9 protein-coding genes are annotated in these 16180 nt (G+C 69.4%); 4 read left to right on the plus strand and 5 right to left on the minus strand.

Annotated features, from left to right (window positions below):
• Positions 1 to 3 precede the first annotated feature (3 nt).
• On the plus strand, positions 4 to 1242 hold the full coding sequence (locus tag ACQHII_RS08395) for a DUF4185 domain-containing protein (RefSeq protein WP_427918662.1): 1239 nt from the start codon (positions 4 to 6) through the stop codon (positions 1240 to 1242).
• Here ACQHII_RS08395 and ACQHII_RS08400 read toward each other — a convergent pair.
• Positions 1175 to 2191 (minus strand): bile acid:sodium symporter family protein, encoded by a 1017-nt coding sequence (locus ACQHII_RS08400; RefSeq protein WP_200812202.1) that lies wholly within the window; start codon positions 2189 to 2191, stop codon positions 1175 to 1177. The genes ACQHII_RS08395 and ACQHII_RS08400 overlap by 68 nt on opposite strands.
• A gap of 184 nt (positions 2192 to 2375) precedes the next feature.
• Between ACQHII_RS08400 and ACQHII_RS08405 the strand changes: the two genes are divergently transcribed.
• Positions 2376 to 3245, plus strand: a complete 870-nt coding sequence (locus ACQHII_RS08405) for a LysR substrate-binding domain-containing protein (protein WP_427925255.1) — start codon at positions 2376 to 2378, stop codon at positions 3243 to 3245.
• 134 nt (positions 3246 to 3379) lie between these two features.
• Here the strand turns inward: ACQHII_RS08405 and ACQHII_RS08410 are convergent, their stop codons facing one another.
• Positions 3380 to 4534 carry a DUF3500 domain-containing protein gene (locus ACQHII_RS08410; protein WP_427918663.1) on the minus strand — a complete coding sequence of 385 codons (1155 nt, stop codon included), beginning with the start codon at positions 4532 to 4534 and terminating at the stop codon, positions 3380 to 3382.
• Between the two features lie 225 nt (positions 4535 to 4759).
• Positions 4760 to 5764: an Lrp/AsnC family transcriptional regulator gene (locus ACQHII_RS08415; protein ID WP_427925256.1), complete on the minus strand. Its 1005-nt coding sequence runs from the start codon at positions 5762 to 5764 to the stop codon at positions 4760 to 4762.
• Between the two features lie 117 nt (positions 5765 to 5881).
• On the opposite strand from ACQHII_RS08415, the gene ACQHII_RS08420 reads away from it, so the two are divergent.
• Positions 5882 to 7417: an MFS transporter gene (locus tag ACQHII_RS08420; protein ID WP_427918664.1), complete on the plus strand. Its 1536-nt coding sequence runs from the start codon at positions 5882 to 5884 to the stop codon at positions 7415 to 7417.
• A gap of 240 nt (positions 7418 to 7657) precedes the next feature.
• On the plus strand, positions 7658 to 9484 hold the full coding sequence (locus tag ACQHII_RS08425) for an AMP-dependent synthetase/ligase (RefSeq protein WP_427918665.1): 1827 nt from the start codon (positions 7658 to 7660) through the stop codon (positions 9482 to 9484).
• A gap of 12 nt (positions 9485 to 9496) precedes the next feature.
• On the opposite strand, the gene ACQHII_RS08430 is transcribed toward ACQHII_RS08425, so the two are convergent.
• Positions 9497 to 11563: a PQQ-dependent sugar dehydrogenase gene (locus ACQHII_RS08430; RefSeq protein ID WP_427918666.1), complete on the minus strand. Its 2067-nt coding sequence runs from the start codon at positions 11561 to 11563 to the stop codon at positions 9497 to 9499.
• Complete coding sequence (locus tag ACQHII_RS08435) at positions 11563 to 16173, minus strand: glycosyl hydrolase family 28 protein (RefSeq protein WP_427918667.1); 4611 nt, start codon at positions 16171 to 16173, stop codon at positions 11563 to 11565. The genes ACQHII_RS08430 and ACQHII_RS08435 overlap by 1 nt, the downstream gene beginning before the upstream one ends.
• Positions 16174 to 16180: the final 7 nt, after the last annotated feature.

Below are 16180 nucleotides of genomic sequence, written 5' to 3' on the forward strand. Positions count from 1 at the left end.
GGCGTGCCCGAGGACCGGCGAGCACGACAGCGGACGGGAGCCGGGGTCGGCCTGCTGCTGACCCTGGCTCTCGCGGCCGTGCTGCTCACCGCCCTCCCGAAGGACCACGACCGGGAGGGCGGCGCCGCGTGCCCGGCCCGTACGGTGCGCTCCTGGTCGGCCGACGCGTTGCTCACCAACTCCTTTGCCGCGTACGGCGACGACGCGACCCGCACCGACGACTGGACCGGCGGCGACGGCACCCACTCGGTGCGGCTGCCGGACGGGCGGGTGCTGTGGCTGTTCTCCGACACCTATCTCGGCCAGGTGCACGGCCCGCCCAACCCGGTCGGCGAGTCCTACGCCTGGCGGGACACCACCGCGCCGCTGGTGCGCAACTCGGCGGTGGTGATGCGCGACGGACACCCCCAACTCACCCTCCCCGCACCGCTGTTCCCCGATCCCGCCCCGAACGAGTGGCGTTGGCCGGTGGCGGCCCGCGTCGAGCCCCGCTCCCCCGGCTCGGCCGAGTCCGTCGTACGGGTGCTGCTGTGGACGCGGACGGCGGGGGCGTATCCGTGGATCTACGGGGTGCCGACCGCGACCGAGGTGGCCACGCTGTCGCTGCCTGACCTGCGGGTCGAGTCGATCGTGAAGGTCTTCGACCAGCAGCTGGTCCAAGACCCTTCCCGGCGGGTGCAGTTCGGGACGACGTCGGTCGCGGTGGGCGGGTGGACGTATGTCTTCGGCGGGAACGACGCGCAGGCGGCGGCCCGGCCGACGTCCTCGGCGTATGTGGCGCGGGTGCCGGAGGGACGGCTCGGGGAGCCGGGGGCCTGGGAGTACTGGGGCGGTTCGACGTGGACGGGGCGGGCCGGGCCGCGGGCGGTGCTCGGGGACGGCCGGCACACCGGTGTGGGGAGCGCGTTCTCGGTGGTGCGGGACGGGGGGACGTACGTCCTGTTCACGATGGCGGCGGGGAGCCGGGGGCTGACCACCGTGACCTCGTACTGGGCCTGTTCACCCGTCGGGCCGTGGCACGGGCCGGCCCGGGGGTTCAGTCCGCCGCTGCCGGCCGGGCAGGTCGCCGCCTACAACCCGCAGGTGCATCCGGCGCTCGGCGGCGACGGGCGGATCGTGCTCAGCTACGACGTCAACTGGCTGGACGCCACGGCCGCTTCGGCCGCCTGGAACCTCAGCCGGAACGTGTCGCTGTACCGACCGCGGTTCGTGACCCTGCGGTTGGGGCCGCCGCCTCGGTGACCTCGGGCTGCGGGTCGCGGGCGCGGCGCTTGGCGATGACCGCGCACACCATCAGCTGCATCTGGTGGAAGAGCATCAGCGGAAGGACGGCGAGTGAGGCGTGGGCGCCGAACAGGACGCTGGCCATGGGGAGTCCGGAGGCAAGGGACTTCTTCGAGCCGGCGAACTGGATGGCGATCCGGTCCTCCCGGTCGAAGCGCAGCGCCTTGCCGCCGTACCAGGTCAGGGTGAGCATCACGGCCAGGACGACCGCTTCGACGGCCAGCAGTCCGGCGAGGCGCAGGGCGCTGACCTGGTGCCAGATGCCCTGGACCATGCCTTCGCTGAACGCGGTGTAGACGACGAGGAGGATCGAGGCGCGGTCGACGTAGCCGAGGACCTTCTTGTGCCGGGTGATGAAGCCGCCGACCCAGCGTCGCAGCAGCTGTCCGGCGAGGAACGGCACGAGGAGCTGCAGCACGATCTTGACGACGGAGTCGGCGGAGAAGCCGCCCGCGTTGCCGCCGAGCAGGGCGGCGGCGAGCAGCGGGGTGATGACGATGCCGGCCAGGGAGGAGAAGGAGCCGGCGCAGATCGCGGCGGGCACGTTGCCGCGCGCGATCGAGGTGAACGCGATCGAGGACTGCACGGTCGAGGGGACGAGGGTGAGGAAGAGCAGGCCCTGGTAGAGGGGGTGGGTCAGGAGTACCGGGACGAGGCCGCGGGCGGCCAGGCCGAGCAGCGGGAAGACGACGAAGGTGCAGGCCAGGACGGTGGTGTGCAGGCGCCAGTGCTTGAGGCCGTCCAGTGCCTCGCGGGTGGAGAGGCGGGCGCCGTAGAGGAAGAAGAGGAAGGCGATGGCGGCCGTGGAGGCGCCCGAGGCGACATCGGCGCCGGTGCCCCGGGCGGGGAGGAGTGCGGCGACGCCGACCGTCCCGAGGAGCAGCAGGATGTAGGGGTCGATCGGCATCCGACTCGGCCATCGCAGGCGTTTCACTGTGCTCCACTGTCTCGCTGTACGTCCGCCCGTCCGGGCACGGACCGGTGCCCTCCCCATCGTCCTCTTCCGCCTCTTGATCGGGAATCCGTCATACCGCTCTGACTGCCATCACGTTTCATGATGACCGACTGCCGTGTATGCCATGGTGTATGCCATGTACGACCTCTCCCACCTGCGGACTTTCCTCGCGGTGTCCCAGACGCTGAGTTTCACGCAGGCCGCGCGGCGGCTCGGGCTGCGCCAGTCGACGGTGAGCCAGCACGTGCGGCGGCTGGAGGACTCGACGGGGCGGCAGCTGTTCACCCGGGACACGCACTCCGTGGAGCTGACGGAGGACGGCGAGGCGATGCTCGGCTTCGCGCGCCGGATCCTGGAGGTGCAGGAGCAGGCGTCGGCGTTCTTCACCGGCACCCGGCTGCGCGGCCGACTGCGTTTCGGGGCGTCCGAGGACTTCGTCCTCACCCGGCTGCCGGAGATCCTGGAGGGCTTCCGCTACGACCATCCCGAGGTCGACCTGGAGCTGACGGTCGAGCTGTCCGGGACGCTGCACGAACAACTGGCGGCCGGGAAGCTGGACCTGGTGCTGGCGAAACGGCGCGCCGAGGACCCGCGGGGCGAACTGGTCTGGCACGACAAGCTGGTGTGGATCGGAGCGGAGCGACTGCGCCTGGACGCGGACCGTCCGGTGCCGCTGATCGTCTATCCGCCGCCGGGGATCACCCGGGCGCTGGCCATGGAGGCGCTGCAGCGGCAGGGGCGTGCCTGGCGGATCGCCTGTACGAGCGGGAGTCTGAACGGGCTGATCGCCGCCGCCCGGGCGGGACTCGGAGTGATGGCGCACTCGAAGGGGCTGGTGCCGCCGGGACTCGTACGGGTGCCGGAGCGGGCGGGGCTGCCGGAATTGGGCGAGGTCGATTTCGTGCTGGTGCACGGACGGCGGCGGGTTTCCGCACAGGGGGCGGCGGACGCGCTGGCGGCGGCTATTTTGGCGGGTGGGGATCGACTGCATCGACGCGGTCCGTAATACCGGCCGTATTGGCGTTCCATTGCGGGGAAATGCAGATACCGAATTCCGCGAGGGCGCGAAATAAAGCCGTACAGGAAATACCGACTGCGGGCGGCGCCGTCGGTCAGGAGCAGCGCCGCCCGTTGTCCGGATCAGGAGAACGAGAACTCTCCTCCGTAGTCGGTGTCGTGGTCGCGGTAGACGCTGTTGTAGCCGAGTTGGCTGGTGTCGACGACGCCGTCCTCGACCGAGAACTCGATCCAGACGCCGGGTCCGTCGATGCGTACGTAGTCGCCTGCGGTGTCCAGGTCGGTGGTGCCGGAGTAGGAGATGTAGGTGTCGTCGAGTTCCGACTTGTAGGTGCTCAGAGTGGCCGCGGCGGTCGTGTCGTCGGCGGCCTCGACCCAGGGGGTGATGGCGTCGAGGATCAACTGCTGCTGATCGTCGGTGAGTTCGCTGCCCGCGATGCCTTCCTTGGTGGTGGGGAAGTCGCCGTCGTCGTCCGGGCCGAGCACGACGTCGGTGGTGGTGTCGGAGAGCTTCGCCTCGGTCAGCTCGTCGTCGGTCAGGCCTTCGAGCATCGAGACCAGGCCGTCGTGCATGCCGGACAGGGGTGCGTAGGTGGTGTCGTCGTCGGTCCAGCTGACGGGTTCGACGCCGGCGAAGTACGGGGTGGTCCCGACGACCTCGCCGTCCTTGTAGGTGAGGTTGACGGCCAACTGGTCGCCCCCGAAGTGGAGTTGCCAGGTGCCGGTGGTGCTCGGGGTACCGAGGAAGGCGAGGTAGTAGTTGCCGCTGCTGTAGCTGCTGTCGGTCTCGCCGAGGACGTCGTCGGCCGCGAGGATCTGGGAGATCTGGTCGTAGCCGGTGTCGCTGCCGGTGCCCGTGGCGGCCTCGACCACGGCCTTGGCGGCGGCGAGCTGGGTGTCGCTGAGTGAGCTGAGTTCGATGCCGACCCGGCAGGTCGCGCCGCACGAGAGGTTCGACCAGGCAACGGCGTTGGCCTGGGTGAAGTCGAGGAGTACGTCGGCCTGTTGGTCGTCGTCGAGGGTGTCGAGGAAGGTGTTGGCGGCGTCGACGACGTCCGAGAGGGAAGTGCCGGTCCCGGCGGAGTTCGAGGGCACGATCGAGGACGGGCGGGCGGATCCGGGAGTGGACGGGGAGGTGGATCCGGGACTGGTCCGGGACTGCGATCCGGGGTCCGACGCGGAGGCGCTGCTGGAGGGGTCGGACTGGACGGAGGCGGCGTTCGCGTTGGCGTAGAGCCCGCCGCCGAGGAGGGCCGTCGCTGCCGCTAAGGCGCCCACCACCTTCCTGTGGCGTCCCAGGGACCTGCGGTGAGCGTTTTTGGTCTTCAATTCGGTATTCCCTTCAGGGGTCTCGCCCTGAGGACTTCCCATGATTCTTTCCGGCACCGGAAAAGATCTTCGGGAAAATCCCCGCGGCATCGCTTTGGACGAGCCACATTCGATCGCCGGACACTGTGATTCACGCCTCCGAGTGCTTGGTATTCAGCATGATTTATCTTGGACTTACTTTGAGGGAGCGGGAGTTGCGGGCGAGTTGAGCGGAAGCGTCCGGTACGTGAGTTGTTTGACCCGACGCAGGAACGGGCTCGCTTCCACGTGCCGCACTCCGTCGAGCTGTCCGAGGGGTCCGCCGAGGTAGTCGTAGAGCCCCGCCGTGTCCTTGACGACGGCCGTCACGACGATGTTGGACGGGCCGGCCGAAGCGGACGCGTAGGCGATCTGGTCGTGTGTGGCCAGTGCCTCGCCGACCGAGTGCAGGGCCGCGGGGGTCGCGGTGATCCACAGCACGGCGGCACGCGCGTAGCCGAAGACCTCGGAGTCGTACTCGATGTCGATGTACACCGCTCCGGAGCCGATCAGTGTGGCGAGGCGGCGTTTGACGGCGGACTCGGAGCGGCCGGTGGCGCGCTGGAGTTCGGGATACGTGGCGCGGCCGTCGCGTTCGAGTACGGCGATCAGTGCCTCGTCGTCCGGTTCGATGCGGGCGGGGCCCGGTGTGGGCGCCGGTTCGGGGAGCAGGGCGGCGATCTGGTCGTCCGCCAGCACTTTGAAGCGGCGGAGCCAGCCTGTCGGGCCGCCGTAGAAGCGGTGCAGCATCTGGTGGGCGCGGATGTCCAGGACGCTGGGGGTGCGCGGGAGTTTGCCGAGCAGGAGGTCGTCGTAGTCGCCGGGGGTGCGCGGGCGGGTCAGGCAGACGATCTCGGTGCCGCCGGAGGCCAGGCCGATCCACGCGGTGTCGGGGCGTCTGGCGAGGGCGTCGGCGATGTTGAGGGCGTTGTCGGGGGCGCAGCGCAGGCGCAGCATCCACTGGTCCTGGCCGAGGCGTTCGGCGTCGCGGATGGCGACGACGCGGAGGCCGGCCTCTGCGGTGAGCCGGCGGTAGCGGCGGGCGATCGTCTGGTCGGAGACGCCGAGGACCGCGCCGAGGCGGGCGAAGGAGGCGCGGCCGTTGATCTCCAGGGCGGTGAGGAGTTCCATGTCGAGCCGGTCGAGGGTGTCGGATTCCATCTCCAGCACGGCTGCTCCTGTCGGATTCCGGCGACGAGGTGCCCGGTTCGGCGGTGATCGTCCGGGAGGAGCTCATCGTACGGAGAACCGATGGTCCGGGACAGGGGAGTTGAGGGCATGCGTACATGGGGGCCGCTGACGGCGGTGTGTCTGGGCACGTTCATGTTGTTGCTGGACGTGACGATCGTGGTGGTGGCACTGCCGGACATGGCGCGGTCGCTGCACGCGTCGTCGAGTGATCTGCAGTGGGTGGTCGACGGGTACGCGCTGGCGCTCGCCGCGCTGCTGCTGGGGTTCGGGGCCGCCGCCGACATTCTGGGGCGGCGGCGGGTGCATGCGGCGGGTCTGGTGGTGTTCGCTACGGCGTCGCTGCTGTGCGGGCTCGCGGGCGGGCCGGGCGCGCTGGTGGCGGCGCGGGCCGTGCAGGGGGTGGGGGCGGCGGCGATGCTGGCGACCACGCTGCCGTTGCTCGGCTCGGTGTATCAGGGGCGGCGGCGGTCGGTGGCGCTCGGGGTGTGGGGCGCGGTCAGCGGCGGGGCCGCGGCGGTCGGGCCGGTGCTGGGCGGGGTGCTCACCGAGGGGCCGGGCTGGCGGTGGATCTTCTTCGTGAACCTGCCGGTGAGCGTGGCCGCGGTGTGGCTCACGCTGCGGGTGGTGCCGGAGTCGAGGGAGCCGCGCGGGGTGGGGGTCCCCCCGCGCGAGCGAAGCCGAGCGTGGGGGAGGATCGACTGGGCGGGGACGGTGGCGTTCGCCGGGTTCGCGGGCGGGGTGACGTACGCGGTGGTGCGGGCCGGGGAGGACGGCTGGGGGGCGACGCCGACGCTGGTGTCCTTCGCGCTGGCGGCGCTCGCGCTGGTCTGTTTCGTGCTGGTGGAGCGGCGGGTGGCGCATCCGCTGCTCGATCTGGCGCTGCTGCGCAAGCCCGCGTTCGTGGGGGTGATGGCGGGCGGGCTGGCCTTCAACGGGGTGGCGTTCGGCGGGATGCCGTATCTGTCGATCTGGCTGCAGACGGTGCTGGGGATGAGCCCGGTGCGCGGCGGGCTGACCCTGCTGCCGCTGACGGGGGCGGCGGTCGTGGTGTCGGTGCTCGCCGGGAAGCTGCTGCACGGGGTGCCGGCCCGGCTGACGGTCGGCGGCGGACTGCTGCTGATCGGTACGGGGTGCTTCTGCCAGGCCGTGCTGGGCGCCGCTTCGGGCTGGACGACGCTGGTGCCGGGGCTGGTCCTGGTGGGGGTCGGTACGGGGCTGGTGGCGCCGGGGCTCGCGGGGGCGGCGCTCGCCGCGGTGCCGGCCGAGCGGGCGGGGATGGCGGGCGGGGCGGTGAACACCGTACGGCAGCTGGGGTACGCGCTCGGTGTCGCCGTGTCCGGGACCGTACTCACCTCACGGATGCGGGACACGCTCCCGCACGACGCGGCGCACACGCTCGCGGGCGGCGGGGCGGGGGCGCTCCGCGCGGCGTTCTCCGAGCACGCGCTGCGGGCCGCGTTCGCGTCGGGGCTCGACTCGGCGTTCGTGACGGCCGGGTTCGCCGGTACGGCGGCGGGCGCGCTGGTTCTCCTGCTGGTCGGGGCCGGTCGCGCGGAGCGTGGCGGAGTGACGGAATCGGCCGCGCGGGCGCTGAGTGAGGAGGAGACGGCGTCGTCCGGGTGACGTCGTACGAGCGGGACGACGGGGGTAATCGGGTCGTACAGATTCGGTGGAGATTACGGGGCCGAAACCTACGGAACCGTAAGGATTTCTGTCCGACCCTTCCCCTTGTGAGGGCATTTTCCGGCGCTGACCTGTGCGGACGTGAGGACTGCTCTGGTTCCAGCCCCCTCCCGCCCTTCCGTCCGGTGGGGTAGCTTTCACCGCGCTGTGGGGAGCGTCGACGAGAGCGGGGAGCGGGGTTTGCGCGAGTTCACCAACCCTCCTTCGGCGTTGGCGCCGCCGGTGGGCGGTCTGGCCGACGTCGTGTTCGAGCGTGCCCAGGACGACCCCCTCCATGTGTCCCTCGGCCGCAAGGACGAGCAGGACCGGTGGCGGGACGTGACCGCCGCCGAGTTCCGCGACGAGGTCCTCGCCCTCGCCAAGGGGCTGCTGGCCCGGGGCGTCCGCTTCGGCGACCGGGTCGCGATCATGTCCCGCACCCGCTACGAGTGGACGCTCTTCGACTTCGCGCTGTGGACGATCGGCGCCCAGGTCGTGCCGGTCTACCCCACCTCGTCGGCCGAGCAGTGCTTCTGGATGCTGCACGACGCGCAGGTCTCGGCGGCCATGGTCGAGCACGAGGACCACGCGATGACCATCGCCACCGTCATCGACCGCCTCCCCGCACTGCACCAGCTGTGGCAGCTGGACACGGGCGCCGTGCAGGAGCTGTACGACGCCGGCGCGCACATCGAGGACGAGGTGGTGCACCGGCACCGCCAGGCCGTCACCCCGGACTCGACCGCGACGATCATCTACACCTCGGGCACCACGGGCCGCCCCAAGGGCTGCGTCATCTCGCACGGCAACTTCATGTACGAGGCGGACACCGTCATCGACCGCTGGGAGTCCGTCTTCCACTCGAAGAAGGGCGACGAGGCGGCGACCCTGCTGTTCCTGCCGCTGGCGCACGTCTTCGGGCGGATGGTGCAGGTCGCGGCGATCCGCGGCGGGGTGCGTTTCGGCCACCAGCCGCAGCTCAACGCCGCCGCCCTGCTGCCCGACCTGGTCGCCTTCAGACCGACGTTCATCCTGGCCGTGCCGTACATCTTCGAGAAGGTCTTCAACGCGGCCCGCCGCAAGGCGGAGAAGGACGGCAAGTCCGGGCCGTTCGAGAAGGCCGTCGACATCGCGGTGAAGTACGCGGACGCCGTCGAGGAGAAGGCCTGGGGCATCGGCCCGGGCCCGTCCGCCGGGCTGCGGATGCAGCACCAGCTGTTCGACAAACTCGTCTACTCAAAGGTGCGGGCCGCCATGGGCGGCCGGATCCGCAACGCCATGTCCGGCGGATCGGCCATGGATCGCCGGCTCGGACTGTTCTTCGCCGGTGCGGGCGTGCAGATCTACGAGGGCTACGGCCTCACCGAGTCGACGGCCGCCGCGACCGCCAACCCGCCCGAGCGCACCCGCTACGGCACCGTCGGCCAGGCGGTCCCGGGTGTGACCGTGCACATCGCGGACGACGGCGAGATCTGGCTGAACGGCCCCAACGTCTTCCAGGGCTACCTCAACAACCAGAAGGCCACCGACGAGACCCTGCACGACGGCTGGCTCGCCACCGGCGACCTCGGTTCCCTCGACGAGGACGGCTATCTCACCATCACCGGGCGGAAGAAGGAGATCCTGGTGACCTCCGGCGGCAAGAGCGTCGCGCCGGGTCTCCTGGAGGAGCGGGTGCGGGACCATCCGCTGGTCTCGCAGTGCATCGTCGTCGGCAACGACCGCCCCTACATCGCCGCCCTCGTCACCCTCGACCACGAGGCCGTCGAGCACTGGCTCACCATGCGCGGCAAACCGCCGATGACTCCAGCGCAGTTGGTGCGGGACACCGACCTGGAGACCGAGGTGCGGCGCGCGGTGGTCGCCGCCAACACCCTGGTCTCGCAGGCCGAGTCGATCCGCACCTTCCGTATCCTGGCCCAGCCCTTCACCGAGGAACACGGGCTGCTGACCCCGTCCCTGAAGCTGAAGCGCAAGGCCATCGAGAACGCCTACGCCAACGAGGTCGAGGCGCTGTACCGGGCCTGAACTCCCCTTTCCCTAACCGATGTTGACGCGGAAGAGCTTGTCGGAGCCGTCCGGCTGGTTGCCGTTGTTGTCGCAGTTGGTGGTGGACAGCCACAACTGGTCGGCTCCGGGGACCTTGGTGACGGTGCGCAGGCGGCCGTACGTTCCGACGTAGTACGCGGTCGGGGTGCCGACGTTCTCGGTGTCGCCGTTGATCGGGATGCGCCACAGGCGTTCGCCGCGCAGGGACGCCATGTAGACGACGTTGCGGACGATCGCGATACCGCTGGGCGAGGCCTCGTTGACGTTCCAGGTGGCCTTGGGGTTGGTCATGCCGGCGACGCTGCACGTCCCTTCGCAGGTGGGCCAGCCGTAGTTCGCGCCCGGCTTGATGAGGTTGAGTTCGTCCTTGGAGCTGTTGCCGAACTCCGCTTCCCACAGACGGCCGTTGCGATCGAAGGCGAGCCCCTGCGGGTTGCGATGGCCGTACGAGTAGACGTAGTTGCCGAACGGGTTGCCGGGGGCCGGTTTCCCGTCCGTCGTCATGCGCAGGATCTTGCCGTTGAGGGAGGTCTTGTCCTGGGCGAGGTCGGGGGTCTGGGCCTCGCCGGTGGAGACGTAGAGATAGCCGTCGGGGCCGAAGGCGAGGCGGCCGCCGTTGTGGTAGCGGTTCTTCTTGATGCCCTGGAGGAGGACCGTGTAGCCGGTGAGGGTGGTGCCGTCGTACGTCATACGGACGACGCGGTTGCCCTCGGACGCGGTGTGCATGAAGTACACGTAGTGGTTGGTGGCCCACTTCGGGTCGACGGCGACGCCGAGGAGACCGCCCTCGCCGTTGGTGGTGACCGCGTTGGGCACCGTGCCGACCTGGGTCCGGGTGCCGTCCTTGGTCGTCTTCCAGACCCGGAAGTCGTCCCGCTCGGTGACGAGTGCGCTCTGGCCGTCGGGCATCCAGTACGTGCCCCACGGGATGGTCCAGCCGGTGGAGAGCGTCGCGATGGAGGACGGGACACCGCCGTCGGTCGCGCAGGCCTTCGTGGTGAAGGTGACGGTGTTGCTCGGCTCGGAGAGGTTGCCGGCCGCGTCCCGGGCCACGACGTTCAGCGTGTACGGGCTGTTGCAGGCGAGGCCGGTGAGGGTGGTCGTGGTGCCGGTGGTGACCGTCTTGTACACGGTGTCCCCGCTGCGGATGTCGTATGCAATCACCGCGCGGTCGTCGGTGGAGGCGCCCCAGGCGAGGTCGACCGTATTCGATGTGATGTCGGCGGTCGACAAAGTACCGGGCCGGGTGGGTGGAGTGGTGTCGGAGCTGGGTTTCGTCGTGCAGTCGACCACCGGGCTCGCGGGCGAGGTGTTGCCGGCCGCGTCCCGGGCGATGACGGTGAGGTCGTAGGTGGTGTTCGGGGCGAGCCCGGTGAGCGCCTTGCTCGTCGAACTCCCGGGCGCCTCACCGATCTTGTTGCCGTGCTCGTAGAGGTCGTACGCCGTGACGCCCACGTTGTCGGTCGAGGCGCCCCAGCTCAGCGTGAGGCCGTCCTCGCCGATGTCGGAGCAACTCGGCTGGCCGGGGCGGGTCGGAGCCTGTGTGTCGGCCGCGGTGCCGACGGTGATGCGGTCGAGGTTGGGGCCTCCGTTCGCGGTGGTCGCGGTCGCCCGGATCTTGTCGGTGCCGGCCGTCAGCGGGACGTTCACGGTCTTCGTGGCCCAGGTGTTCCAGTCGGCGGTGGCCGGGAAGGAGACGGCGGGCGCGACGACCGTGCCGTTGACGGAGATGTCCAACGGGCGGTCCACGGCGGTGCCGTTGGCGTAGCGCAGGGCGACCGACGCGGTGCCGGTGGCGGTCGCGCTCACCGTGAACTCCACATACGAACCGGTGACGTTGGTGTAGTCGACGAAGCCGGTGCCCGTGTAGCCGGTGTGGTTGGTGGCCACGGCGCCCTGGACGACGGTGGCGTCCTCGGCCTGGTAGTCGGTGGTCGCCGCGTGGGCGGCGGGGCCGGTGAGTCCGGCGAGCGGCACGGCGAGCGCCAGGGTAAGAGCGAGGGAGAGGGCCGGGGGGAGACCCCGCGCTCCCCGCGCCGGTGTTCTGTCGCGTTTCATCACTGCCCCCTCAGGGTGCTGTTGACCGGGTTCACACGGATCAGACGGGTCTCGCCCGGCCGTAGCGTCGCGCTGTACGAGTCCGCGATCGTGCCCTTGTGGGAGCCGGACCAGAGGTCGGTGACATCACCGGAGCCGGTGAAGCCGACCTGCGACCAGTTCACGGAGACCGTCGCGCTGCCGGACGTACCGGTGTTGAACAGCGCGACCACGTAGGCGCCATTGCTCTCACGCTTGCTCCAGACCTGCTTCACACCGCTGTTCACCACGCGTTTCGCGGCGACGCCGTCCTGGTCGACGCCGATGAGACGGTCGTTGGTGAGCATGGCCTTGTCGACGGTGTCGAGGTGGGTGAGGTCGGTGCCGAGCAGCAGGGGCGAGCCCGCCATCGCCCACAGGGTGAAGTGCGAGCGCCGCTGGTCTGCCGTCAGACCCACCTGGTCGCCGTTGCCGACCTCCAGGGAGTCCAGGTCGTTCCAGCCGCCCGGCCCGGCGTACGGCTGCCAGGACGCGGCGGTGTTGAAGCGGGCGGAGACGTGCGACCAGTCGGTGAGCGGATAGCCGCTGCCGTTGGCGCCGGGTCCGCAGTAGCACTCGACGTCGCCTTGAGTGCGCCAACTGTTCGCCAGCGAACGCCAGGTGGCGGCGTCGGCGATCGGAAGGTTGTTGGAGAGCGCGAAGTTGACGGTCCGTCCGCTCGCCCGCAGCGCCTTGTCCCAGGCCTGGACGTCGGGGATGTCGGCGCTGCCCACCCCGTCGATCTTCAGGTAGTCGACGCCCCACGAAGCGAACTGTTTCGCCCACGAGTTGACGAACTCCTGCGCGCCCGGCTTCCCGTAGTCGATGTAGTACATGTTCTTGCAGTTGTAGTTCTTCTCGGTCCTGGTCGTGTCCGCGATGTCCTTCGCGTGGTACGAGGTGCCCTCGATCGGGGTGTTCGCGGTGACCGCGTTCTTGGCGATGCCCGGCGTGACGTAGAAGCCGAACTTCAGTCCCTTGGAGTGGATGTAGTCGGCCAACGCCTTGATCCCGGAAGGGAACTTGGCCGGGTCGACGGCCCAGCGGCCGTAGGAGTCGACGGTGAAGCCGTTGGCGTCGCACTTCTGCCAGAAGTCGTCGAGGTTGACGTACACGAAGCCGTGGTTGTCGAGGCCGCTCGACACGAGAGCGTCGGCCTGGGCCTTGATCTTGGCCTCGGTGGGGGTTCGGCGGACGTAGCTCCAACTGCTCCAGCCCATGGCGGGGCGCAGGGACTGGCCGTTGTCCGACATGGGGGTGAGGGTCGCGGGGGTCGCGTAGGAGGTGCCGATCCAGGCCTCGTCGATCCGCAGCCTCTTGTAGCGGGTGGTGTCGGTCGACGCGGCCCAGGTGGAGTCGACTTCGAGGCGGACGTAGCGGGCGTTGGCGGCGGTGAGGTCAATGCCCTGGATTCCGCGGCGACTTGGCAGCTCTCCGGTCTTGACCGCGCTCCCCCAGGTGGTGCCGTCGTTGCTGAGGAACACCTTGTACGCCTTGATCCGCGCCGACTGCTCGGTGTCGGAGCGGGCGTAGGCCACGGAGTCCTCGCGCTGGTTGAGCCCGATGTACTGCACCTTCCTCGAACTGCCCAGGTCGAAGGTGAGGTTGACGGGCAGCGTCTTGTTGTTGTCCCAGTAGGTGAGGTAACTCCCGTCCCCCGCGGCCGATCCCGCGTGTCCGCTCGCCGAGGCGCTCGCGCTCACGGTGACGCCGGACAGGATGCCCTGGCGGTCGGCGGTCGTGACCTTGAAGACGGTGTCGTACGGGTCCCAGCCGCCGAGCCCGTTGAGCGTGAGCACTCCGCCGGACTGGGACCACGAAATCGGCGCCCCGGTACGGAGGTTGGTGACGGAGGCGATGCGGTAGCCGTTGTCGCGGACGCGCAGGGTGCTGGTGGTGGGCGGGGTCAGGACGTGGATGTACTGGAGGTCGGGGTTCGTGCGGCTGATGGTGGTGACGCCGTGGGCGCCGTCGTTCCAGAAGCCGGGTTTGAGGCCGCCGTACATGTAGCCGCCGCCCTCGGTGCCGTGCAGGGATTCCCAGATGGGGTCGAGATAGGAGTTCGCGAAGTTGTTGAAGGCGGCCTGGTTGGCCGGGAACTTGCCGTTGACCTGGGCGGTCTCCGCCATCAGCGCCTTGACCGAGGAGCCGGCGTTGGTGACGAGCCGGCCGAGGGTGAGCGCCCGGTCGACGGCCGGGTCGGAGCCGTCGTACCACCAGGCGCCGGTGGACGGGAGCTTGAAGTCGGCTTCCGTCAGGCGGGGTTGTGCGGTGTATACAGCCTGCGGGTAATCGTATGCGGGCGACATTCCCGTCTTCTGCTCGTTGCTGATCATGTCCATGATCGGCGTGTCTTCGTTGTTGTTGCTGAGCGTGTAGTTCGGACGCTTCTGGTAGATCTGCTGATAGAGGTCGTGGCTCTCCCAGTACGCGTTGTCGTTGTCGATCCAGAAGCCGCCGAGGTCGGGATAACGGTCCATGACCTCGAAGAAGTTGTCGTAACTGAACTGTCCGAAGCCGTCGCGGGTGGTCAGGTCGACGTTCTGGCCCTTGTAGGCGGAGTAGGCGGCCGAGTCGAGCCACTCGTGGCCGCCGTCGGCGTGCCACTGCGGGTCGTCGGTCATGTAGAGGACGACCTTCATGCCCTTGGCCTTGGCGGCGGTGATCAGTTCACCGAGGAAGTCCCGCTTGGTGGAGCAGGAACCGGGGATCTTCGAGGGCCAGGGACGGGCGTAGCCGAGCCGACTGTGGAACGTAGCCAGTACGAGGTATTGCGTATGCAGTTTCCGGGCCTCGTTGATCCAGTAGTCGGGGGTCCAGCCGCCGTTCGTGACGTCGTTCTCCCAGGCGGTGCAGCTGGTGTGGGCGGGCGCGGTGCGCAGGCCCCAGTGCAGGAAGAGGCCGCCGACCGAGCCCCGTAGGAAGTCCTGGCGGGGGTTCTCCAGGTCGCGCGGGCGGGCGACGGCACCGGGCGTGCGGGCGCTCGTGGTCGTACCGACCCCGCTGGTCGCGCCGGTCGCACCGGCTGCACTGGTCGCACTGGCCGCGCAGTTCTCGGTGGAGCCGGTGCTGGAGACGCGTGGCGCGCCGGCGCCGCTGACGCAGTAGCCGGTCACGTCCTGGAAGCCCAGGTCGTAGGGCGAGTTGGTGCCCCGCTGGGCGGTGAAGCCGGTGAAGCGGATGCCGCTCGCCGCGTTGGCGATGACCGCGGGTCGGCCGTCGTTCGCGGTGAACTTCACGGAGCTGTCGGTGAATTGGACGTTGTCGGCGTTGTGCAGGTACCAGCCGTAGGCCGGGCGGGTGCCGATGGCCTTCGGGTTGTAGTCCTTGGGGTCGTTGTCCGGTACCCCGGTGGACATGGTGCCGTTGCCGCCGGGGACGGTGATGTCGACGTTCGTGAAGGTGATCCCGCTGATCCGGTGACCGGTCTCGCCCCACAGGGTCGGGCTGAAGGAGGGGCTGTTGCCGGTGGCCGTGATGTTGTCGTAGGTGACGTCGCTGATCGAACCGACGCCCGGACTGTTGCCGCAGCGCTTCCGCGTGCCGATCTTCTCCATGATCGGTGAGTGGACGCCGGTCATGGTGATGTCGCGGTAGTGGACGTCGGAGATCTTCGCGCCGTCCATGGAGACCATGCCGAGGCCGGACTTGTCGGCGCCCTCGATCCGGATCTTCTGGAACTGGTAGTCCGAGAAGTCGCCGCAGGTCTCGGAGCCGAACATGAGCGCGTTGCAGCACTTGGCCGACAGATACGAATCGCTCACGCGCACATGGCCGTTGGGGAGTTTGGCGCCGAGCGCGTAGTCGCTCTTGAAGACGAGGGCGTCGTCGTTCGCCTTGATGCTGGCGTTGGTGACGGTGACGTTCGTGGTGGAGATGATGTTCCAGCCGTCGCGGTCGCTCGCGGTGTCGATGGTCAGGTGGTCCGAGGTGACGTTGGTGCAGCCGTTGATGAGCGCGGCGAAGTGGCCGCCCCGGCGCAGGGTCAGCCCGTCGCCGATCCGGAGTCCGTCGCAGCGCGTCAGCGACAGGATCTTGTCGGCCTCGCCCGACTTGGGGTTGCCAGTGATCAGGTTGCCGAGCCCGTCGATGACCCCGCCGCCGACGAAGCCGATGTTCGTGAGCCGGTCGCCGTAGATCATCGCGTTGTGGAAGTGGCTGTGCCCGTAGTCCTGGTACTGGTCGTACGGGTTGGCCTCGGGGGCGTCGTAGGTGTCGGCGGACGAACCCTGGATCGTGGCGCCGGTGTCGACCTGGAGCGTCACGTTGCTCTTCATGTGAATGGTGTTCTTGGACTTGTACGTGCCGGCGGGGAAGCGGACCGTGCCGCCGCCGGCCGAATTGGCCGCCGTGATGGCCTTGTTGACGGCCGGGGTGTCATTGGCGGAACCGTCACCCTTGGCGCCGTAGTCGCGTACGTCGTAGACGGCGGCGGGGTGGCTCTGCGTCGCGGGATGGGCCGCCGCGAGGGCCGAGGGGTGGGCGAGGCCGAGCACGACGGCGAACGCGAAGAACACGCTCGCCGCCCAACTCCGTTTGTACATCGGGGGTTTCATACGGGACTTCATGCAGGACTTCGTGGGGGGTTTCACGGAACGG

The sequence above is a fragment of the Streptomyces sp. cg40 genome (assembly GCF_050320165.1).
GTDB lineage: Bacteria > Actinomycetota > Actinomycetes > Streptomycetales > Streptomycetaceae > Streptomyces > Streptomyces hokutonensis.

What these genes read in the sequence shown, in the direction of transcription:
- ACQHII_RS08400 (WP_200812202.1), bottom strand. Translation starts at nt 2,191, where the DNA reads ATGCCGATCGACCCCTACATCCTGCTGCTCCTCGGGACGGTCGGCGTC.
- ACQHII_RS08405 (WP_427925255.1), top strand. Translation starts at nt 2,376, where the DNA reads ATGTACGACCTCTCCCACCTGCGGACTTTCCTCGCGGTGTCCCAGACG.
- ACQHII_RS08415 (WP_427925256.1), bottom strand. Translation starts at nt 5,764, where the DNA reads ATGGAATCCGACACCCTCGACCGGCTCGACATGGAACTCCTCACCGCC.
- ACQHII_RS08420 (WP_427918664.1), top strand. Translation starts at nt 5,882, where the DNA reads ATGCGTACATGGGGGCCGCTGACGGCGGTGTGTCTGGGCACGTTCATG.
- ACQHII_RS08430 (WP_427918666.1), bottom strand. Translation starts at nt 11,563, where the DNA reads ATGAAACGCGACAGAACACCGGCGCGGGGAGCGCGGGGTCTCCCCCCG.